16 protein-coding genes and 1 tRNA gene are annotated in these 21,139 nt (G+C 72.1%); 8 read left to right on the top strand and 9 right to left on the bottom strand.

Annotated features, from left to right (window positions below; all coding sequences use genetic code 11):
* Nucleotides 1-80 precede the first annotated feature (80 nt).
* From ABZ622_RS27520 to ABZ622_RS27510, 3 genes are all read right to left on the bottom strand, one after another.
* Nucleotides 81-647 carry a GNAT family N-acetyltransferase gene (locus ABZ622_RS27520; RefSeq protein ID WP_360547553.1) on the bottom strand — a complete coding sequence of 189 codons (567 nt, stop codon included), beginning with the start codon at nucleotides 645-647 and terminating at the stop codon, nucleotides 81-83.
* 256 nt (nucleotides 648-903) lie between these two features.
* Nucleotides 904-977 (bottom strand) — tRNA-Pro (locus ABZ622_RS27515).
* A gap of 49 nt (nucleotides 978-1,026) precedes the next feature.
* The gene (locus ABZ622_RS27510; RefSeq protein WP_360547551.1) at nucleotides 1,027-3,660 is read right to left on the bottom strand and encodes an AAA family ATPase; all 2,634 of its coding nucleotides are present in this window, start codon (nucleotides 3,658-3,660) and stop codon (nucleotides 1,027-1,029) included.
* A gap of 108 nt (nucleotides 3,661-3,768) precedes the next feature.
* Here ABZ622_RS27510 and ABZ622_RS27505 point away from each other — a divergent pair, with 108 nt between their 5' ends.
* Together ABZ622_RS27505 and ABZ622_RS27500 are read left to right on the top strand one after the other, a co-directional pair.
* A complete protein-coding gene (locus ABZ622_RS27505; protein ID WP_360547549.1) occupies nucleotides 3,769-4,311 on the top strand; it encodes a DUF309 domain-containing protein in 543 nt (180 codons plus the stop codon).
* A gap of 120 nt (nucleotides 4,312-4,431) precedes the next feature.
* The gene (locus ABZ622_RS27500) at nucleotides 4,432-4,881 is read left to right on the top strand and encodes a hypothetical protein (RefSeq protein WP_360547547.1); all 450 of its coding nucleotides are present in this window, start codon (nucleotides 4,432-4,434) and stop codon (nucleotides 4,879-4,881) included.
* 7 nt (nucleotides 4,882-4,888) lie between these two features.
* Here ABZ622_RS27500 and ABZ622_RS27495 read toward each other — a convergent pair whose 3' ends face one another.
* The 3 genes from ABZ622_RS27495 to ABZ622_RS27485 are packed head-to-tail and all read right to left on the bottom strand — an operon-like array spanning nucleotide 4,889 to nucleotide 8,998.
* Nucleotides 4,889-6,124: an FAD-dependent oxidoreductase gene (locus tag ABZ622_RS27495; protein ID WP_360547545.1), complete on the bottom strand. Its 1,236-nt coding sequence runs from the start codon at nucleotides 6,122-6,124 to the stop codon at nucleotides 4,889-4,891.
* Nucleotides 6,121-7,545 (bottom strand): NAD(P)/FAD-dependent oxidoreductase, encoded by a 1,425-nt coding sequence (locus ABZ622_RS27490; RefSeq protein WP_360547613.1) that lies wholly within the window; start codon nucleotides 7,543-7,545, stop codon nucleotides 6,121-6,123. The genes ABZ622_RS27495 and ABZ622_RS27490 overlap by 4 nt, the downstream gene beginning before the upstream one ends.
* A gap of 19 nt (nucleotides 7,546-7,564) precedes the next feature.
* A complete protein-coding gene (locus tag ABZ622_RS27485; RefSeq protein ID WP_360547543.1) occupies nucleotides 7,565-8,998 on the bottom strand; it encodes an FGGY family carbohydrate kinase in 1,434 nt (477 codons plus the stop codon).
* 442 nt (nucleotides 8,999-9,440) lie between these two features.
* Here ABZ622_RS27485 and ABZ622_RS27480 point away from each other — a divergent pair, with 442 nt between their 5' ends.
* The gene (locus tag ABZ622_RS27480; protein ID WP_360547541.1) at nucleotides 9,441-10,448 is read left to right on the top strand and encodes a hypothetical protein; all 1,008 of its coding nucleotides are present in this window, start codon (nucleotides 9,441-9,443) and stop codon (nucleotides 10,446-10,448) included.
* 87 nt (nucleotides 10,449-10,535) lie between these two features.
* Nucleotides 10,536-12,065 carry an amino acid permease gene (locus tag ABZ622_RS27475; protein WP_360547539.1) on the top strand — a complete coding sequence of 510 codons (1,530 nt, stop codon included), beginning with the start codon at nucleotides 10,536-10,538 and terminating at the stop codon, nucleotides 12,063-12,065.
* 101 nt (nucleotides 12,066-12,166) lie between these two features.
* Here the strand turns inward: ABZ622_RS27475 and ABZ622_RS27470 are convergent, their stop codons facing one another.
* Genes ABZ622_RS27470 through ABZ622_RS27460 form a run of 3 tightly spaced genes read right to left on the bottom strand, consistent with a single transcriptional unit; the run spans nucleotide 12,167 to nucleotide 16,157 of the window.
* Nucleotides 12,167-13,447, bottom strand: coding sequence for an MFS transporter (locus ABZ622_RS27470; protein WP_360547537.1), 1,281 nt, complete (start codon nucleotides 13,445-13,447; stop codon nucleotides 12,167-12,169).
* A 5-nt stretch (nucleotides 13,448-13,452) separates the two neighbouring features.
* A complete protein-coding gene (locus ABZ622_RS27465) occupies nucleotides 13,453-14,058 on the bottom strand; it encodes a DUF5825 family protein (RefSeq protein ID WP_360547535.1) in 606 nt (201 codons plus the stop codon).
* Nucleotides 14,055-16,157, bottom strand: coding sequence for a RiPP maturation radical SAM C-methyltransferase (locus ABZ622_RS27460; RefSeq protein WP_360547533.1), 2,103 nt, complete (start codon nucleotides 16,155-16,157; stop codon nucleotides 14,055-14,057). Before ABZ622_RS27460 ends, ABZ622_RS27465 begins: the two co-directional genes overlap by 4 nt.
* A 383-nt stretch (nucleotides 16,158-16,540) precedes the next feature.
* Between ABZ622_RS27460 and ABZ622_RS27455 the strand changes: the two genes are divergently transcribed.
* The 4 genes from ABZ622_RS27455 to ABZ622_RS27440 all read left to right on the top strand — a co-directional run bounded on the left by ABZ622_RS27455 (nucleotide 16,541) and on the right by ABZ622_RS27440 (nucleotide 21,122).
* Nucleotides 16,541-17,701, top strand: a complete 1,161-nt coding sequence (locus ABZ622_RS27455; protein ID WP_360547531.1) for a substrate-binding domain-containing protein — start codon at nucleotides 16,541-16,543, stop codon at nucleotides 17,699-17,701.
* Between the two features lie 103 nt (nucleotides 17,702-17,804).
* Nucleotides 17,805-19,163, top strand: a complete 1,359-nt coding sequence (locus ABZ622_RS27450; RefSeq protein WP_360547529.1) for a sugar ABC transporter substrate-binding protein — start codon at nucleotides 17,805-17,807, stop codon at nucleotides 19,161-19,163.
* Nucleotides 19,164-19,236: 73 nt separating this feature from the next.
* Entirely contained in the window at nucleotides 19,237-20,253 is a 1,017-nt protein-coding gene (locus tag ABZ622_RS27445) for a sugar ABC transporter permease (protein WP_360547527.1), read from the top strand.
* Entirely contained in the window at nucleotides 20,250-21,122 is an 873-nt protein-coding gene (locus ABZ622_RS27440) for a carbohydrate ABC transporter permease (RefSeq protein ID WP_360547525.1), read from the top strand. Before ABZ622_RS27445 ends, ABZ622_RS27440 begins: the two co-directional genes overlap by 4 nt.
* Nucleotides 21,123-21,139: the final 17 nt, after the last annotated feature.

The raw sequence follows: 21,139 nt of genomic DNA, 5'->3' as shown, positions 1-21,139 counted from the left end.
TTCAGCCTGCTTCGTACCAGCGTAGTGGGCCCGGACGGCCCGGGGCGTCCGGGCCGCTCGGGGGGCGACGCCTTGGTGGGTCAGGGCGCCGGTTCGCCGTTCCCGTGACACCAGGTCCGCAGCAGCACGCCCCGCCCCTTCGCCTCCCGCGCAATGGGTTCGTCCGTGGCGGGCGCGAATCCCGCCGATCGTGCCACGGCGGCGCTCGGGGCGTTGTCGGCCTCTATCCGGAGCAGCACTCGCCGCGCTTCGCAGTGCTGAAGGGCGTACCCGGTGGCGACCGTGACAGCTGCGGACGCCAGCCCCCGACGCCGGAACCGGGACCCGCCGCCGTAGGCGAGTTCGATGTCCCGGTCGTCCAGGTCGTCCCACCAGATCAGCACCTCGCCCTGCGGCTGCCCGCCGTCGGCCGTGATGGCCAGTTGCACACGGCGGCCCTCGGCGCGGGCTTCACGGGCCTTCCCGAGGTACGCGCGAGCGGCGTCCGCGTCGAACGGCGAGGGTACGGGCGTCCAGCGGTCGATCTCCGGATCGTCGTACATCTCGGTCAGCGCGGGGATGTCCGCATCGTCCCACTCCCTGAGCACGATGTTCTGCCCAGCCAGGCGAACAGGGGTGGTGGGTAAGGTTCTCGACTGCTTCTCCATGCACTGATCGTGCCTTGCCCGGTGCCATCACGGCGGCTCCCTGACAGATTGTCGCCGGTCGGCCGGCGCGCGGACGGCGCGTCGAGCCGCCGGAAATCCGGCGCGGCACCGGGCAACTCGGTGCGCAGGAGCAGTGGTTGTACGCCTTCGGCACGCGGCAGGAAGTCGGGCGCCCGGTCCCCGACCGGCCCGGGAACGACCGAAGGGCCGCTCCAGATTCCTCTGGAGCGGCCCTTCGACCTGCGACTCTCACAAGTCGGGACGACAGGATTTGAACCTGCGACCCCTTGACCCCCAGTCAAGTGCGCTACCAAGCTGCGCCACGTCCCGATGCGGTTCCCCCGGTGTTCCCCGGCGGGCTCGCAGGACAAACATTACCTCACTCCGAGGACCGGATCGACGCCCGTGCCTGGTGGGCGCGGTTGGCCAGGGATTCCGCACCGCATGCGGTGGCCAGTTTGTGAGCCCGGGCGAGTTCGCGCGGTGAGCGGATCGCGATGCCGTAGTCGACGAGGGCCAACGCGTGTTCGTACGCGGACGGGGATGCCTCCAGGTGGCGGACCGCCTCGGCCAGCAGGTGGGTGGCGTCCTCGGGGGCGGCGAACAGGGCGACGCAGCGCAGGGCCTCGCCGATCGCGGTGTCCGTGCCGAAGCGCTCGGCGTGCACCCGGGCCGTGGTGGCGAGTTGGGCGGCGCGGGCCGGGTCCTCCTCGGCCAGTGCGCGGGCCAGGTCACCGGCCCAGGGTGCCCACACCCCGTTGAACCTGCCTCGGGGTTCGAGAGCCTGGCCGGCCGCTTCGAGTTCGACGACGGCCTCCTTCGTACGGCCTTCGGCCAGCAGCAGCCGACCGCGTACGCACGGGCCGTCGGGCAGCACCATCGCGCTCGGGTAGGGCGCGCCGAAGGCGTAGCGGTCGGCGATCTCGCGGGCCTCGGTGACCCGGCCGCGGGCAACCAGGGTGTCGATGAGCAGGCAGGCCGCGTCCCAGTGGACCGGAAGTCCGCTGCCGACGCGGTCGGCGAGGCGCAGTCCTTCGCGCAGGAAGCCCTCGGCCTCGGCGAGACGTCCGCGTCGGCGGTGGACCAGTCCGAGCAGGGTGTGCGCGAACGCGAGGTGCGCGCCGCTCCAGCCGGAGATCTCGAAGGCGCGGACGGCCTCGCCGAAGAGCTGCTCGGCCCGGTCGAGCTGGTCGGTGAAGGCGTAGGTGATGCCGACGAGGGTCGGCAGTTCGAAGCCCCACTCCGAGTCGGTCCAGCCGAGGCCCCGGGCGGGGTGGCCGTCGACCAGGGCGCGTTCGCAGAGGTCGACGATCAGCTGGGAGTTCTCGCCTCGCAGCATGGCGTCGAAGGCTCGGAGCGTGAGCAGGGCGCGCTCGGCGTTGTCACGGCCCTGCAGATGGTCGGCGTTCCGGGCCAGGCGGCCGGATCGGCCGGGCCCGTCCTCCTCGCCCGCCTGCATGCCCTCCCAGAGGAAGTGGGCCGCCTGGAGCCGCATCAGGCCGGGGCCCGGGGCGGTGCGGGCGACCTCCGCTGCCAGGGCGCTCGCCGCTTCCTTGAGCTGGTTGTTGTGCGAGTGCGCGGCCGCGAGCCGGTAGGTGGCGTCGACCCGCTGGTCGACGTCGAGTCCGGGCATGTCGAGGGCGTCGCGCAGGTGCTGGACGGTGGTGGCCGGGGAGCTGAGCAGGGTCGCGCAGCCCAGTTCGTACAGCAGGGTGGCCTTCACCCGTTGGCGCGGCGGTTCCTGCAGGGCGCGTTCGAGACAGCGGCGGGCGGCTTCCGGGGCACCGACGGCGAGGTGCTGTTTGGCCGCTTCGCGGAGCTGCTCGACCAGTTCCTGGTCGTCGTCCGGGTGCACTTCGAGCAGGTGCCGGGAGGCCGCAGCGGGACCGAGTCCCGCACGGGTGATCGCCCAGGCGGCGCGGCCGTGCATGGCGGTGCGGGTGGCCGGCGGGATGGAGCGGTACACCGCGCTCGCGATGAGCGGGTGGACGAACTCCAACGGGTCGAAGCCGGTGACGATACGGGCCTCGCGCAACCGCGCCGTGCAGTCGGCGGCCTCGGCGGAGCTCATGCCGGCCAGGGTGGCGGCGAGGTCCTGGGAGATGTCGGTGCCGAGGACGGCGGCAGCCCAGGCGAACCGGTTCGCGTTGGTGCCGAGTCGTTCGAGCCTGGCCACGAGGCCGCTGCCGCGGGCCGAGGCGCCGAGCTCGCGCAGCAGTCCGGCCGACTCCTCCAGCGGTGCCAGTTCGCGGTCCTGGACCTTGGCGACGAGTTCGACCGCCTCGTAGGGATTGCCGCCGGTGACGGCCCACACCTCGCGGCAGAACGGGTCGTCGGCGTGTTCGCCGAGGGCCGCGCGGACCAGCTCCGCGGTGGCGTCGGGGGTGAGTGCGCGCAGCGCGACCCGGACCTGGGAGGGGTGGGCGCTGCCCGGTCCGCTCTCCTTCTGCCGCGCGGCCAGCTCTTCCGGCCGGTGTGCCTGTACGACCAGGACGGGCAGTTCACCGAGACGGGCGGTGAACGAGGCGAGCCAGGCGAGGGATTCGCCGTCCGCCCAGTGCGCGTCGTCGATGATGAGCAGCAGCGGACGGTGGCTCAGCCGGGACGCGAGCCGGGCCACGACGAAGTCGAGTCCGTCCCGCACACCTTGCGGGTCGGGCTGCGGGCCGGTCGGCTCGGCCAGTCCGAGGGCGGGTGCGGCGATCTCGTACCAGGATCCGAACAGGGCCCGCACCTCGTCGGGCGGGAACCGGTCGAGTGCGGGCTGCAGCAGTTGGCGCACGACGTGGAACGGAACGGAGGTGACCGTTTCGCCGCCTCTCGCGGACCAGACGGTGCAGCGGTCGGCGGCGATCGTCCGGATCTCGCCGAGCAGGGCTGTCTTGCCGATGCCTGCCTCGCCGCTGAAGATCAACAGCCCGCCGACGGCCTGGGCGCCACAAAGGGCGTCCACGGCTTGTGTGGCGGCAGCGAGTTCCGGTTCGCGCTCGTACAGCGGCCGGGACGGCTTCATGCCTACCCTCCCCAGGGTGGTACGGATGGCTTTCGACACTAGTCGTGTTCGGGGGTCCACGGACAGTGGTTCGGACAGTTCGCCGCAGGTGCGGGGCACAATCGTGGCGTGGAAGAGACTGGCAGGGACCGCGACACCGAGGGCCGGGCGCGCAGCGCCCGCCCGCGCGACGGGCTGGGACGCCCCCTTCCCTACGGGGCTCCGGGGGTCGAACGGCAGCCGGAAGGGGTGGTCCGTACCCCCGAGGAGACGGTGCGCGAGGCTCAGCGGCTGCTGGACGCGGGAATGCCGTTCCATGCGCACGAGGTGTTCGAGGACGCGTGGAAGTCGGGCCCGGTGGCGGAGCGGGAGTTGTGGCGCGGTCTCGCGCAACTGGCGGTGGGGCTGACCCATGCGGCCCGGGGCAATGCGACGGGCGGGGCCCGGCTGTTGCGGCGCGGGGCGGCGGCGCTCACGGAGTTCGCCGGGGTCCGGCCGTACGGGATCGGCGTCGACGGGCTGATCGGCTGGGCCGGCGAGCTGGCGGGGCGGGTGGAGGCGACCGGCGGTGGCGGGGCGGCCGGTGGCGGGGCGGCCGGCGAAGGGGTGGTGCGTGGCGGGCCGGTCGACGCGATCGCCGAGGCGCCGTGTCTGCGGCCCCCGGCACGGTAGCCGGGTCGTGGCGTCGAGGGGCGGGATGTGGCCGGGCACACACCGGAGCCGCGTCATATTGCGCCGCCCGTCGCCCGGAGCGGTGAACGGGGCCGCCCGTACCCATTACGATCGCGCGTCATGAGCACTTCTGACCAGGACCAGGCCGTGGACACCCCGATACCCGTCCCCGAGGCCGGTCCCCAGGCCGGTCCCGAGGCCGGGACCGCGACTGAGAAAAGCGAGACCGAGACCGAGACTGTCGCGGAGGCGGAGACGGAGACGGGGGCAGTTCCGGAGCCGGAGCCGGGGGCGGACGAGGAGACCGGGGCCCGGAAGCTGACGCCGCGCCAGGCGAGACGGCTGCGGATGGTTCTCTCCTCGGTCGGCATGGCCGCGATGGCGGTGGTCCTCGCGCTGCGGATCGCCAGCCGGTCGTCCGTCCTGGTGGTCGGGGTGTACGGGCTCGCGCTGATCCTGTGCGGGATCGTGATCGAGCTGAGCCGCAACGGCCGTACCCGGCTCGGCAGTTGGCTGCTGGCCTTCGGACTGGTCGCGGCGATCGGCTCGGACTGGCTGCTGATTCCCTGACGTACGGTCAGCGCACCGAGATCCGTACGGTCCCGCCGCGCGGATCGGCCCGGTCCAGCCAGTCGCCCCGCAGGTGGAACGGACGGTCCGGTACGGCGGGCAGCAGCAGCCGCTGCCGGTGGAGCTCCCGGCCGTCCTGGCGGACGACGAGCAGCGGCACGGTGAGTCGCCGGTCCGTGCGCAGGGTGAGGCGGCCGCGGAGCGGGAGGTCGCCGGCCGGGCCGACCAGGTTCGGGGCGATCCACCGCAGCGGGGCTTCGACCGCGATGGACGGCCGTCCGGTGGGCCACTCGCCGGCCGTCAGATGACGCAGTACGGGCGCGGCGACGGCCCGGCCCTCGGCGAGGGCGACGCCCGCGCTCTCCACGCCGTGCAGCAGGTTGCCGACGGCGAAGACTCCGGTGCGGTTCGTACGGTGGGATGCGTCGTACGCCGGGCCGCGGGTGCCGGGGTCGAGGGTGATCCCGCCGCGCCGGGCCAGTTCGTGGTCGGGGATCCAGTCGCCGGTGAAGACGACGGTGTCGCAGCGCAGGGTCGCGGTCCGGCCGTCGTGGTGACGCACCAGGACTCCGGTGAGACGTTCCCGGCCGGTCAGGGCGGTGACGGTGGTGCGGCCGAGGACCGGGGTCCGGTCGCCGGTCCGGGTCGGGGCGGTGAGCCGGGAAACCGGCCGGTCGCTGACCATGGCGACGACGTCCACGCCCGCGATGCGCAGAGTGTCGGCCGCGACACGGCCGATGGGCCCGTCGCCGACGACGACGGCCCGGGTGCCGATGCGTTGCCGGTACAGGTGGACGGCCTGCTGGAGTTCGCCGGTGGTGTAGACGCCGGGCGGGCGGCTGCCGGGGACCAGTCGGGCGCTGCGGGGGCGTTCGCGGGCGCCGGTGGCGAGGACCACCGCGCGGGCGGTGATCCGTTCGAGGCCGGTGGGTGCGGTGGTGTCCAGGGTCAGCGGTCCGGCCCAGCCGGTGGCGGTGACACCGGTACGCAGGGTGGCTCCGGCGCGTTCGGCGGCGGCCACGCAGCTCCGGGCGTACGCGGGCCCTGTCGTGCCTCCCCGGCCGATGGTGTGGCCGCCGAATCCGCCGTGGTGGCAGTGGCGGGGGATGCCGCCCGTGGTCTGTTCGCGTTCCAGGATCTCGACCCGGCCCGCGCCGGACGCGGCGAGTTCGGCCCCGGCGCCGAGGCCCGCCGGGCCGCCCCCGACGATCAGCACGTCGACGGTCCGCTCGCGCCGGGTCATGACCGGGTCTCCTCGAAGAGTGCGCGGACCGCGGCCCCGCAGTAGAACCCCTGGCAGCGCCCGTTGCCGGCCCTCGTCCTGCGCCGCAGGCCGTCCGGGGAGTGCGGCGGCACCGGGCCGGCCAGGGCGTCCCTGATCTCGCCCGCGGAGACCCGTTCGCAGTGGCAGACCAGCGTGCCGTAGGCGGGGTCCGCCGCGATGCGTTCGGCGTCCTGGTAGGGGCGGGGGAATGCCTCGCCGAGGTTGGGCATGGTGACGGGCGGCAGTTCGGACGGGGTGCCGAGAGCGAGGCCCGAGTCGCCGAGCAGTTCGACGACGTGTGCGGCGATGGCCATCGAGGCGGTGAGTCCGGTGGAGCGGATGCCGCCGACGGTGATCCGGCGCCGCTCCGGCCGGGACCGGATGCGGTAGTCCTCCTGGCCGGTCGCGGCGCGGAGTCCAGCGTAGACGGCGGTGACTTCCTCGTCGAGCAGTCCGGGCAGGATGCGGCGGCCCTTCTCGCGGAGCAGGGCGATGGCGTCGGCGGTCGATCCGGTGGCGGTCTTGTCGTCGAGGTCCTCGGCGGTGGGGCCGAGCAGCACGTTGCCGAAGACGGTCGGTGCGACCAGTACGCCCTTCCCGGCGGCGGTGGGCACCGGCAGCAGGATGTGGTGGACGAGATCGCGGGCGAGCTTGTCGAAGACGATGAGCTGGCCGCGGCGCGGGGTGACGGTGAAGTCGTCGTGGCCGAGTTCCCGGTCGAGTTCGTCGGCGTGGAGTCCGGCGGCGTTGATCAGGTGGCGGGTGCGCAGCGGTCCCCGGGTGGTGGTGAGGGTGTGGACCTCGTCGTCGCTGTCGATGTGCCGCACGCGGCAGTTGAGGTGCAGATGGACTCCGGCGCGCACGGCCTGGGTGGTGTAGGCGAGCGGGGTGGTCCAGGGGCAGATGATGCTCTCGTCGGGGACTTCGAGCGCGCCGAGGGCGCCCGGTCCCAGACGGGGCTCGCGGGCCCGCAGTTCCTCCGCGTTCAGGAGGCGTGCCGCGTGGTAGTCGTTGCGCTCGGCCTTGGCCAACAGGGCCGGCAGTGCGGCCAGTTGTTCCTCGTCCCAGGCGACGAGCAGGGCTCCGACGCGTTCGACGGGGATGCCGGTCTCGGCCGCGTACGCGCGGAGGCTGTGCTGTCCCTCGCGTACGAGCCGGGCTTCCAGGGAGCCGGGTACGGCGTCGAAACCGGTGTGCAGGATGGCGGTGTTGGCCTTCGAGGTGCCGTTGCCGATGTCGTCGGAGGCGTCCAGGAGTGCGGTGCGCAGCCGGTAACGGGCGAGTTCGCGGGCGATGGCGGCGCCGACGACGCCCGCGCCGACGACGGTCACGTCGTAGGGCGGGGTGCCGGGCGGCTCGTCGGCGGTGAGTTCGCCGGCTGTGGTGATCGTGAGGGGCATCGGGTGGCTCTCGTACGTCTCAGGCATGGTCCAGCAGGGTCTGTACGGCGGTCCGGAACCCGGCGAGCCGTTCGGCCGCCTCGTCGGCGCCGATCCGGGGTTCGTACACGGCGGCGGGCTTCCAGTCGGGCAGGGCCTGCCGGACGGGGAGTCGCGGGTCGAGGCCGAGCCGGGCGACGGCTCCGACGCCGAGTGCGGTGACATCGGGCAGTGCGGACACCTCGACGGGCCGTTGCAGCAGGTCGGCCTGGGTCTGCATGAGGAGTCCGGAGCGGGTCAGGCCGCCGTCGACCCGGAGCGCGGTCAGTGGCGAGCCGAGGTCGGTGGCGACCGCCTCGGTGAGTTCGACGACCTGGGCCGCGATGCCTTCGCACAGGGCGCGCACGAGATGGCCGCGGGTGGTGCCGAGGCCGAGGCCGGTCAGCGATCCGCGCAGGTCGCTGCGCCACCAGGGGGCGGCGAGTCCGGCGAGTGCCGGTACGAAGGTGACGCCGCCGGAGTCGGAGACGGACGCGCCGACCGGGTCGAGGTCGGCCGCGCCGGAGACCACCCCGAGGCCGGTGAGCCAGTCGACGGCGGACGCGGCGGTGTAGACCTGCCCGTCGAGGCAGTAGCTCGTACGGCCGCCGAGCCGCCAGGCGACACAGCTGACCAGTCCGGTGGAACCTCGGCGCGGGACCGGCCCGGTCTGGGCGAGCAGGAAGGCACCCGTTCCGTAGGTGCATTTGGCGTTGCCCGGGTCCAGGGCGTTCTGGGCGAGCAGGGCGGCCTGCTGGTCGACGAGCAGTCCGGTCAGCGGGAGTTCGCCGCCGAAGGCGGTCGTCGTGCCGACCGTGCTGTCGCAGTCGACGACGTCGGGCAGTGCCTCGTCGCCGAGGCCGAAGACTTCCAGGGCCCGGGGCGACCAGCCGGCCCGGTCGAGGTCGAGCAGCTGGGTGCGGCCCGCTGTGGCCACGTCGGTGACGAACGCGCCGGTCAGCTGGTGGACGAGCCAGGAGTCGCTGGTGGTGACGACGCCCTCGCGGGTGAGTTCCCGGCGGATCCAGGCCATCTTCGGGGCGGCGAAGTACGGGTCGAGGGGCAGTCCGGTGAGTTGGGTCAACTCTTCGTCGTATGGGGCGAGCTCGGTGCAGATCGAGGCGGCTCGCCGGTCCTGCCAGACGATCGCGTCGGTGAGCGGTCGCCCCGTGTCCGGATCCCAGGCGAGCACCGTCTCGCCCTGGTTGGCCAGGCCGACCGCGACCACGGGTTCGGCGGCCTCCCGCAACGCCCGGCGGCCCGCTTCGACGACCGAGCCGAGCAGTTCGGCCGGGTCCTCCTCGACCGCTCCCCCGGCGCCGTGCCGGGTTCGCACCGGAACGGAAGCGGAACCGATCACGCCGCGCTCGGGACAGATCACCAGGGCCTTCGTCCCCGACGTGCCCTGGTCCACGGCGAGTACCGGGCCTGTCATCGACTCTCCAGCGGTACGGAAGCTCTGCGGCTTGAACGGAATCGTGATCACTGAACTCGTCGCCCAGAGTGGTGCAGACCACCGCGTACGTCAAGAGCAGCCCGGGACACGACCGGAACAACCGGTACATCTTTCAACGTCCTGGCGAATCAGCCGGCTTGAGTAAGATCCGCGAATCGGTCCAGGGTTCGGAGTGACTGGCCTTACACTCACCGCCGGGCAACAACCGGACGCCTTAAGGCAGTTCGTTTTTCAACAGCTGCTTCACCCCCCACGTCCTTGAGGATTGATGACACCGACACCCTGTCCCGAGCCCCCGACCGCCGATTTCCCGGCTTTCCGCAGTTGCACGGGTTCCATGCCGCCAACGGGTTGCGTGACGTGCTGAGGAGAACTCCCGACCGTCGTACGCCGGCCTGTCGTTCAGGGGCAGGTCGAGTCCATGGCCAACAGTGATTTCCGGCCGGTCTATCACCCGGCCGGCCATGACAACGATCTGCGGGTCGCATTACAGGACTTGCGCACCGGACGCTGGATGTCCATGCGTAATCTGCTGGAGAGCACCCCGGACTGGACCCTGTGGACCCAGCGCACCCAGGTGCTCGGGGCGGTTGCCGCCGGTTCGGACGCGGTGCAGGCATGGCTGGCCGAGGACCCCAGGAGCATCGCCGCCACGGTGATGCAGGCGCGCGTCGTCGTCGAGCGGGCGGTGCGCGCCCACCGCGAGGGCCACCACCGGGCGCAGGAGTTGTGGCAGGAGGCCTGGCAGGCCTGCCGCACGGCCGCGAACGCCTCGCCCGCGGACCCGGTGCCCTGGGTGTGCCTGCTGGCCCTGTCCCAGCTGGACGAACACCAACAGCTGGAGGAACACCGGCTGCACCCGCCGGGGCCGATGCTCTTCCCCGGCCCGTGGGGACTGCTGGCCGAGGCCGACAAGCGCGACCCGTGCAACCGCGAGGCCTACCACCGGATGCTCCAGTTCGTGTACGCGCGCAAGGCCGGAGGATCGCTCTCGGAGGCGGTCAACTTCGTTCAGTGGGCGGCCTCTTCGGCGCCCGACGGCTCCGCGCTGCATGTGCTGCCGCTGTATGTGCGGGTCGAGCGCTACCGCCGCGAGCAGGGCCACGAGAAGGCCCTGGACCTGCACTGGGTCACCGAGGACGCGGAACGGGACGCGGCTCGCGCGCTGGAGCTCTGGTTCCGTCGCACACCACCGATCTCGCACTCCCTGCTCGACCTCAACCATCTGGCCCACGCCCTGTGGGGGGCGCTCCAGTTCGCCGAGGCCGCAACGGTGTTCGAGGAGCTCGGGCCCTATTTCACCTCGGTTCCATGGGTGTACCGCACACGTGGCCGCAAGAGCCCCAAGGACGCGGAGGACGTCTTCCTGCGTGCCCGCAGCCGCTGTCTCTCCGTCTCCCGCGACCCGGGACGGGGGCCGCAGCGCTGAGCGACGGCACCGCGATGCCGGGTGCCCGCCCCGTCCCGAACCGATCCTGTCCGCCCCTTTCATCACCCGCTCACGGAGGTTTTCCCGATGTCCATATCCACCCCGACCCAGTCGGGTGCGGAGGCAACCCCGCCGAAGGACGAGGAGGAGCGGCTGCGCGAACTCGGCTACCAGCCGGTGCTCGCCCGCCGCATGGGAGGCTTCGGCAACTTCGCCATCAGCTTCTCCGTCATCTCGATCCTGTCCGGCTGCATGACCCTGTACGGCTTCGGCATGTCGACCGGTGGTCCGGCCGTGATGCTCTGGGGCTGGGCCGGTGTCGGACTCTTCGTGCTCTGCGTCGGCATGGCGCTCGCCGAGGTCACCAGCGCGTACCCGACCTCGGGAGCGCTGTACTACATGGCCGACCGGCTCGGCGGCCGCAAGTGGGGCTGGTACACCGGCTGGCTGAATCTGCTGGGTCTGCTGGGCGCGATCGCGGGCATCGACTACGGTGCGGCGCTGTTCACCGGTGCGCTGATGAACCTCCAGTGGGGATTCACGCCCACACCGGGCAAGACAATGATCATTTTTGTCTGCATTCTGCTGCTGCACGCCGTACTGAACCTCTTCGGTGTCCGCCTCGTCAGCGTGCTCAACTCCATCAGTGTCTGGTGGCACCTCGCCGGTGTCGCGGTGATCGTCACCGTGCTGGCGATCGTCCCCTCGCACCACCAGTCGCCGTCGTTCGTCTTCACCGAGTTCGTCAATGACACGGGCTGGCACAACCCGTTGTACGTGGCGGCGATCGGCCTGCTCCTCGCGCAGTACACCTTCTGCGGCTACGACGCCTCCGCCCACCTGTCGGAGGAGACGTCGAACGCCTCCGTGACTGCGGCCAAGGGCATCGTCCGCGCGATCTGGGTCTCCTGGATCGCCGGCTTCGTGCTGCTCGCCGGGCTGACCTTCGCCATCCAGGACTACGCGGGCACCCAGAAGAGCGCCACCGGGGTGCCACCGGCGCAGATCCTGATCGACGCGCTGGGCACCTCCGGGGCCACCGCCATGCTGCTGATCGTGATCGCGGCGCAGCTGTTCTGCGGCAACGCCGAGGTCGCCGCCGCGAGCCGGATGGTGTTCGCCTTCAGCCGTGACAACGCCCTGCCGGGATCGGCGCTGTGGCACAAGGTGAGTGCCCGCACCCAGACGCCGGTCAACGCGGTGTGGCTGTCGGTCGTCGTGGCCGGGGTGCTCGCGCTGCCCTCGCTGTACTCCGCCACCGCGTACGGTGCGGTGACCGCGATCAACGTCATCGGCATCACGCCCGCCTACGCGATCCCGATCTTCCTGAAGCTGCGCTCCGGCAGCCGGTTCGAACGCGGGCCGTGGCACCTGGGACGCTGGAGCAGGCCGATCGGCTGGATCGCCGTGGTGTGGGTCGCGATCGTGACCGTGCTGTTCCTGCTCCCGCAGTCCTCCCCGGTGACGGTCGACTCGATGAACTACGCGTCGATCGCGCTGATCGCGGTGCTGGTCCTGGCCACCGTGTGGTGGTTCGTCGCCCGCCGTTCGTACAGCACGCCGTCGGCGTACGGGAACGCCCGCGAGCAGGCGGAGATCGAGGAAGGCATCGTCTGATCCGGCCCGATCTCCGCCGGCCCTTCCGGAGCCGCTCCGCCGACCGGCGGCGGCCCGGGAGGGCCGCGTGCTTGTCCGGCCCTCCCCGCGGCACCACGGCACTACGGCAGCCAGAGGCAGGCGGCGGCCAGGAGCGCCACCGTCGCCCCGCCGGTGAGCACCGGCACATTGCCCACCCAGGCGGCTAGCGCGCCACCGCCGAGCGCGCCGATCGGCACCGTGCCGATGAGCGCGGCCTGCAGGACCCCGGCGACCCGGCCCTGGAGCTCGGGCGGTGTGATCAGTTGCTGGGTGGTGGTCATGGAGATGGCCCAGACCGTGGCCGCGAGACCAAAGACGAACTGGTACGCCAGCAGCGCCGGGAAGCCCGGTCCCAGGGAGGCGCCCGGGATCAGGAAGATCGCGAGGGCGGCCACCACGGCGCAGATCCGGGTCGCCATGGCCAGCCCGATGGTGTCGGCGAACCGGCCCGCCAGCAGCACTCCGAGTACGGTGGCGACACTGAAGGCGGCGTAGACCGTCCCCAACTGCCAGGCCGGCAGCGCCAGATCGCGGGTGGCGTAGAGCACGAAGAGCGCGTCGGCGGCTCCGCTGCCGAGATTGAACCCGGCCCCCGCGAGCACCTGCCGGCGCAGCAACCGTTGGTCGCGCACCACTTCGAGTCCGGCGCGCAGCGCGGCCGTTCGGGACTCCTTCTCGCGACGGGCCCTCTGGGCCGATGAGTTGAGCGCGGTGGGGAGCCCGAGCAGCAGCAGTGCCTCGATGCCGTACGCCACGCAGGCGGCCAGCAGTGCGGTGGAGGCCCCGGTCAGGCCCACCAGGACACCGCCGAGGGCGGGGCCGCCGATCTGCCCGGTGGTACGGGCGCCGGTCAGCGCCGAGTTGGCGGAGAGCAGCTGCTCGGGGTGCACGACCCGGGGCAGGGCCGCCTGCAGGGCGACGGCCAGCATGGAGGTCAGCGCACCGGACGCGGTGGCAACCACGTACAGCTGGGGCAGCCCGAGCCGCCCGAGGACGTCCGCCAGGGGTACGGAGCCGACGACCAGCACCTGGAGAACGGTGAGCAGCACGGTCAGTCCGCGCAGCCGTGCCCGGTCGACCAGCACCCCTGCGAACGGGCTGAGCAGCGCAGCCGGGAGGTAGCTCAGCGCCATCAGCGCGGAGGCGCCGAAAGGCCCCGCGCCCAGCCGGGTGACGGCGAGCAGCGCGAGGGACAGGGTGGTGACCTGGCGTCCGACGGAGCTGGCGATCTGTTCCCCGCACAGCAGCGCGAACGGCCGGTGGCGCAGCAGCGCGCGCCCGCCTCGCCGCGGCTGTCCGGTCCCGGCACCGGGGGCGCGGGTACGGGCGGCGGAGGGCGGCGGGTCGGGCTGCTGCTCCATCCCGTTCAGATGTCGGTGCAGGGGACGGGCCACCGGCGGATGCGCGGTGGCAGGGCCACCACCCAGCCGTCGGTCACCCGGGCGAGGCGCTCGGCCGCCAGCAGCTCCACCGCTTCCCGGCCGATGGCGTCCAGCGTGGCCACGGCGGTGGGGGCCTGGACGGTGCGGAAGGTGGCGAGCAGATCGGGGTCGTCGATCGTGAAGCGGGCCGCGGCCGATGGCTCCCGGCGGTCCATGACGGTGACGAAGTCCGGTCCGCGCCGGTGGTAGAGCTGTCCGTAGGCGTGGCGCTCCCGCCAGGTGGTGAGCTCCGGCGGTTCGCCGGGCAGCGGCCCGGGGGCCGGCAGGTGGCGCAGCGGGCCCGCCGTCCCGGAGACTTCGTGCGCGGGCCCGGTGAACAGCGGGTCGTCGGTCGCCGGAAGCCAGCGCACGACGAGATCGTGGCTCTGGCACTCGCGCAGGAACCGGACCGCTTCCGCCGCCGGGCGGCCGCCCGCGCCGAGCCGCAGGGGTTCGTCGACGGTCACCAGCCGTCCGCGGATCCGGTGCGGCACCCACCCGGCCGGCAGGGTGGGCGCGGTGCGGGTCGGGGGTGCGGGCAGAGGGCTCATTCGGCGACGGCCTCTCCTCGGCGCGGCGTTCCGGCCGACTGCGACGGACCCGGCAGCGCGTGCACAGGGCCGTACCCCGGTTCGTGCCGCGGACCGTACGCCGGTTCGTACCCCGGACCGTACGCCGACTCGTACCCCGGTTCGTTCCCCGGACCGTACGCCGACTCGTACCCCGAGCCGTGCTCCGGCTCGTACACAGGGCTGCCCAGCGGATCGTCCGGTGGTCCGCCGGTCGTCCCGTCCGGTGCCTGGGCACGTTCGACGGACCGGACCGGTACGTGCCAGGTGGGCAGCGACACGCAGGAGCGGCCGTCGTCGAAGAGGAGCCCCAGGGCGACCGCGTCGCCGAGCCATGCTTCAAGCTCCTCGGCGGTCGGCGGGTTTCCGTCGGCCGTGAGCAGCCGGTGCAGCGCGCTCCGGGTGCGGCCCGCCTCCAAGTGGCGCAGGGCGGCGGCGTGCCAGCCGGTCAGCCGGTGGGTGCGGCGGGGCCAGCCGTGGCGCCGGTCGTGGACGAGGAGCGCCTCCTCGCCGGCGGGCTGTTCCAGGACCAGGGTCGAGGCGGGATGGCCGGTGTACCAGTCGCGGGCCGCGGCCTTCAGCCGCGCCTCGGTCTCGCCGCCGATCCCTGCCGGCGGGGTGTCGAAGAGGTAGACCAGATCGGCCAGTTGGTCCTCGGGCAGGTCGTAGACATGGCGGTACATCTCGGCGGGACGGCGTTGTGGAAAGCCGAGTGCGGGGTCGGCGAAGTTGGGGCTGAACCGCTCCAGTTGGATGCGGTGGGCGCCGCCGGGCGGCTGGAGGTGGACGAGCGCGGGCAGCTGGTCGATGACGGAGGCGTAGTCCTGGTCGGTCTCCCCCGGGAATCCGTACAGGTAGTTCCAGGAGCAGGTGAGCGAGTGGTTCTCGCACTCGCGCAGGGTCCGGACGTTGCGGGCCCCGCTGACGCCCTTGTCCATGAGCTCCAGGGCTCTGTTGCTGAGGCTCTCGATGCCGGGCTGGATGTGGACCGAGCCGGCGCGGGCGAGCAGTTCCAGCTGCTCGGCTGTGAGGTTGGACTTGACCTCGTAGTGCATGCGCAGGTCCCAGTCGCTGTCGGCGGCGAGCGGGAGGAAGTCCTTGAAGTACGCCATGTCGATGATGTTGTCGACGGTGACGATGTCCAGGATGCGGTGGCGCCGGACCAGCCGGTCGACCTCGTCCCAGAGCCGGTTTCCGGGCTTGGCGCGGAAGGTCATCGCCGAGCCGTTGAGCCCGCAGAAGGTGCAGTGGTGCTTCTCGCCCCACCAGCAGCCCCGGGCCCCCTCCACCACCAGTTTCGGATGGACGTACTCCGCGAGCGGGGAGGCGTCGATGGCCCGCTGCCAGAGGTCGTAGTCGGGCGAGGGGATGTCGGCGGGGGCGACGGTGCGCCGGGACTCCTCGTTGGCGCGCGAATCCTGCCCGTCCCACCAGCAGAGTCCGGGGACGTCGGCGGGTACGGTGCCCGCGTCGATGTGGGCGAGCAGGGCGGGCAGGGCGTACTCACCCTCGCCGCGCACCACATGGTCGACGAAGCGGTGGTTGCGGTGCAGTGCGTGGCCCATCGGGCCGTCGCAGTTGCTTCCGCCGAACACCACGGTCAGTCCGGGGCGGCGCCGTTTGAGCTCCGCCGCCAGCGCCAGCGAGGAGATGTTCTGCATGAATGTGGAGGTGAAGCCCACGACATCGGGGGCGTCGTCGAGTATGGCGCCCGCGCTCTCCTCGATGAACTCCGCCGCGTGGACCCGCATCGCGGTCGCGGTGGAGATGTCGGTCCCGCGCTGTGCGGCGTACTCCTTGAGCCGGGCCACACCCCATTCGGGGTCGTTGTACAGGACGCCGGAGAACACCCAGTCCCCGAGTCCGTCGAAGATCGATTCGCTGCCGACCGCGACATGGTCACCGGGGCGCAGCGCCCCCTTCGATCGTTCCAGCAGGAATTCCGCCCAGCGCAGGGAGCCGTGGAATTCGCGCACCTCGTCGTCCGGCCGGGTCCGGTCCAGCAGCGCGTGCAACAGTCCCACCTGGAGCGAGGGGAGTTCGATCGGCTGCCACGGCATGGTCACCAGATGTATTCGCACTGAGCCTCCCACGGCACGGTGGCGGACGCCGGGCCGCGCCCGGCGTCCGCCCTTCTCGTCGCTGTCCGGCCGAACCGCAGCACTCCGGTTCAGCGCGTCGGACGTTTCTCGATCGTCTGCCGTTCGCGGTTCTTCGCTTCTTCCTCGCGGACCACGACCTTCTTGATCTCCATGTGCGCCTCCCCTCGGCGTTCGGTCCCAAGTCCGTTGACGTTAGGTCGCGTTGTGACGCAGTGGCAAGGGTGCCTGCTGGGGCTGGTGGGGCGGATGGGGCGGTCCGTACCCGTAGCGGGCCGGAGACCGATCGCTATGCTGCGTGCCGAGCGCTCACCGGAAGCGCTCAAACGAACAGTGCGCGGCGGTACGGCGAGGGGGCCAGCAGCATGCGGGAGCCGGTTGAACTCAGGCGGCAGCGAATCCTGTCGGTGGTGGAGTCGCGCGGCGCAGTCAAGGTCAGCGCGCTCGCGGCCGAGCTCGATGTCTCGGTGGTCACGGTCCGGCGGGATGTGGAGGAGCTGGCCCGGGACGGGCGGCTGCGCCGCGGGCACGGGGTAGCCCGTCCGGTGCGGGAGCCGGTCCCGACCGCCGCGGTCCCGGCGGCCCGGGGAGAGGAGCCGGGCGGGGACGCCGGGGCGGTCGCCCTGGTCGTCCCGGAGCGGCACACGTACCTGTACGAGACCCTGCACGGCGCCCGCTCCGTCCTGGAGGAGTCCGGGATCCGGATCGCCCTGCACATCGCGCCGCCGTCGGCCGGTGCCGAACGTCCGCTGGTGGAGCGGGCGCTGGCGGACGGGGCGCGGGGGCTGCTGATCGCGCCGCGCTGGCTCAGTACCCGCTCGGAGGAGCTGGACTACGGCTGGCTCGCGAACGTGGGGGTGCCGACCGTGCTGATGGAGCGCCGGCCCCGGCCGGGCAGCGCGCTGCACGCCCTGGACTCCGTCTGTTCCGATCACTGGTACGGGATCCATCTCGCCGTGGACCATCTGGTGTCGCTGGGGCATCGCCGTATTGTGCTGGCCGCCCGGGACGACAGTCCGACGGCGCGCAGCATCCGTACCGCGTTCGCCGAGATCGCGGCGGCGCGCCCTGAGGTGGAGGACTGGTCGGTGGTGCTGAGCTCTCCGCGGGCCGCGCTCGGCCCGGACGCTCCCGCCGTGGCGGAACCCCGGTTCTCCGTTCCGGGGAGCGACGGCCGTGCCGTGCTCGACCTCGCCGCACTGCTGCGGGAGCGGGGCGTGACGGGGGCCGTGCTGCACGGCGACGTGGACGCGCTGATGCTGGTGCAGCGGCTGGCGGAGAGCGGTGTCGAGGTGCCCCGGGACTGTTCGGTGGTGGCGTACGACGATGTGGTCGCGGCCCTCGGCAGCCCGCCGCTGACAGCGGTGGCGCCGCCGAAGGCGGAGATCGGGCGGGCCGCCGCCGAGCTGCTGCTGCACCGGCTGTCGGGCGGAGCGGGCGCGAGCGGTCCGGTGCGCCGCACGGAGCTGCTGCCCACGCTGAAGGTGCGCGGATCGGCCCAGGAACCACCTCTTTCCGCCGAGTGATCGTTTGACCGCTTCATTTTTCTTCTGAGCGATCACTTGACCAGTACCGATCAGCCGATCAGGATTCCCCGTGAGCCGATTCAGTAGCCGCGGGAGGCGCCACATGCCCGGTCGACAGAGCCGTCGATCCGTGCTCGCCACGATCGCCGCCCTGCCGCTGGTGGGTGCGCTCGGCGGCTGCGGCGGCAGCGGCGGGCCATCGGTGCCGGGCGGCACCGGCGCCGCGGCAGGCGGGGGCGGCAGGCGCCCCACCCGCATCACCTTCTGGTCCGCGCTGCGCGGCAGCCAGGACGTGGTGGACGCGTTCAACCGCACCCACGACACCGTCCAGGTCGACTTCCAGCAGGTCCCGGCGGGCTCGATGGGCGGGTACGCCAAGCTCAGCAACGCCGCCCGGGCGGGCAACGCCCCGGACGTCGCGACGATCGAGTACCCCCAGATCCCCGGCTTCGCCATCGACGGAGTCGCCCGGGACATCACCGGCCTGGTCGGCGACGGGCTGCGTGCCGCGCTGCTGCCGCAGGCGCTCGGCCTGACCACCTTCGACCAGCGGGTCTTCGGCGTGCCGCTGGACGTCGAACCGATGGTGATGCACTACCGCACCGACCTGTTCGCCGAGTACGGCCTGCCGGTCCCGCGCACCTGGGCGGAGTTCGAGGAGGTGGCCCGGACGGTGCGTCGCAAGGCCCCCGGCCGCCGTCTGACGGCCTTCGCCACGGACGGCGCCCCGCAGTTCGCCTCGTTCGCCTGGCAGGCCGGTGCCCAGTGGTTCGACACCGGGGCGGGCGCCTGGAACGTGTCGTTCGCCGACGCGCCGACCCGCCGCGTCGCCGCCTACTGGCAGCGGCTGATCGACCAGGACCTGGTCGTCGTGAACCCGGTCGACGGCCGGCAGTACGACGCCCGGATCGGCAGCGGCCAGGTCCTCACCCGGCTGAGCGGCGCCTGGGACGCCGGAGCGCAGATGAACGCCCGGCCCGCGCAGAAGGGCAGGTGGGCCGTCGCACCGTTGCCCCAGTGGAGCCCGTCCGCCGCTGTGCTCGGCACCCACGGCGGGTCCACCTTCGCGGTCACCTCCGGCAGCGCGCACCCGGAGGCCGCCATGGAGTTCATCGAGTGGCAGGTCTCGCACCCCGACGCGCTGCGCGCCCGGCTCGCCGGCGGCACCAGCAGCCAGTACCCGGCCGCCCCCGGCCTCGTGGCCGTCGGCCGACGGGCCTTCGACCGCGGCTACTACAACGGGCAGGACATCTACGCGCTCTTCGAGCAGGAGGCGCACAAGATCCGGGACGGCTGGACATGGGGACCGCGGATGTCCGCCTCGCAGAAGGTGATGCAGGACGGCTTCGCCCGGCTGGGCGGCGGCCGGGGCTCAGTGATCGACGCCGTGCGCGCGACCCAGCGGGGCACCATGCCGGACCTCAGGGCCCTGGGCCTCGCCACCACCGAGCGCAGCACCTGACCGAGCCCCGTCCGCCAACCCGTCCCCGTACCGGCAGCAGACCCCTCCCAGCAGCAGAGAGGCAGGTGACACCATGACCAGCCCGATCACCACCCCCGCTTCCACCCCTTCGCGTCCGCCCGCACACCCGTCGGGGACCGCTCCGGAGCGACCGCCGGCCACCGGATCCGCACGCCGGGCCCGCAGGTACGCCAGGCGCCGGGAACTCGGCGCGTGCGGCGCCCTGATGGCCCCCTTCTTCATCCTTCTCGTGACGGTTTTCCTGATCCCCGTCGGGACTGCCGTCCGGCTCAGCTTCTTCGGCGCCGACCAGCCGGGGCTCGGCTTCGGCCCGGAGCGCACGGTCTTCGTCGGGCTGCGCAGCTACACCGCCGTGCTGACCGACCCGACGTTCATCGGCGGGCTGGGCACCGTCGTCCTGTACTGCCTGATCTACATCCCGCTGATGGTGACCGGCGCCCTCGCGCTCGCCCTGCTGCTGGACTCCGGGGTGGTACGGCTGCGGTCCTGGGCCCAGCTCGGGCTGTTCCTGCCGCACGCGGTGCCCGGCATCATCGCGGCCGTCATCTGGCTGTACCTGTACACCCCGGGACTCAGCCCGGTGATCGACCTGCTCGCCGGGGCCGACATCACCGTCGACTTCCTCGGTGTGCACACCGTCCTGCCGTCGATCGTGAACATCGCGCTGTGGAGCAATCTCGGCTACAACATGGTCGTCTTCTACGCTGCTCTCCAGGCCGTGCCGCGCGAGGTGATCGAGGCGTCGGTGGTCGACGGCGCGGGTCCGGTCCGTACCGCGCTCCAGGTGAAGGCACCGCTGGTGCGTTCGTCGATCGTGATGGTCGCGATGTTCACCCTGATCTTCGCCCTGCAACTGTTCACCGAGCCGATGCTGCTGAGCCAGGCCACGCCGGTGATCAGCTCCCGGTTCTCGCCCAGCATGTACATCTACGACGCGGCGTTCACCCGTAACAACTACGGCCTCGCCGCGGCCGCCTCGGTCGTCCTGCTCGTCTGCACGATCGCGCTCTCCTACGGCGTCACCCGCTGGTCCAACCGGACGGGGACCCCCGAGGAGGACGCCCGATGAGCACGGGCTCCGCCCTCGCCTCCGCCGCGCGGCGGCCCCGCCTCCTCGGCCGGGCAGTCGTCAACCTCGTCGTCGGCGTCTCGGTGCTGTACACACTGCTGCCCGTGCTGTGGCTGGTGCTCGCCGCCTCGAAGGACCGCGACGCGCTGTTCGGCAGCGATGTGCTGTCGCTGGACCACTTCTCCTTCGGACCGAACCTGAAGGACCTGTTCGCGATGGACGGCGGACTGTACGGGCGCTGGTACGGAAACAGTCTGCTGTACGCGGTACTCGGCGCCGCGCTCGGCGCGATGGTGAGCATCGCCTGCGGGTACGCCTTCGACAAGTACCGCTTCGCGCACAAGGAGAAGCTGTTCGGTCTGGTGCTGGCCGCGGTGATGGTGCCGCAGACCGTGCTCGCGCTTCCGCTCTACCTGATGGCGTCCGGCACCGGCCTGGTCAACACCTTCTGGTCGGTCTTCATCCCGGTGCTCTTCAACCCGTTCGGGGTCTACCTCGGCCGGATCTTCAGCCGGGGGTACGTGCCGGACGAGGTGCTGGAGGCGGCGCGGCTGGACGGCGCCGGCGAGCTCGCCGCCTACTTCCGGGTCGCCCTGCGGATGTTGGGGCCGGGCCTGGTCACCGTCTTCCTCTTCCAGCTCACGGCTATCTGGAACAACTTCTTCCTGCCGATGGTGATGCTCTCCGACCAGCACCTGTATCCGGTCAGCCTCGGTCTCTACACCTGGAACAGCGCCGCCACCGTCTCACCCGAGTACTACCCCGTCGTGATCATGGGTTCGCTCCTCGCGGTCCTGCCGTTGATCCTCGCCTTCGCCCTGCTCCAGCGTTTCTGGAAGTCGGGGCTCACCGCGGGTGCCGTGAAGTGACCGGGCCACCGCCACCG

This window comes from Streptomyces sp. NPDC007164, assembly GCF_040634135.1.
Lineage (GTDB): Bacteria > Actinomycetota > Actinomycetes > Streptomycetales > Streptomycetaceae > Streptomyces > Streptomyces sanglieri.
The sequence above is the reverse complement of the archived record's forward strand: the minus strand, read 5'-3'. Positions and strand labels throughout refer to the sequence as shown.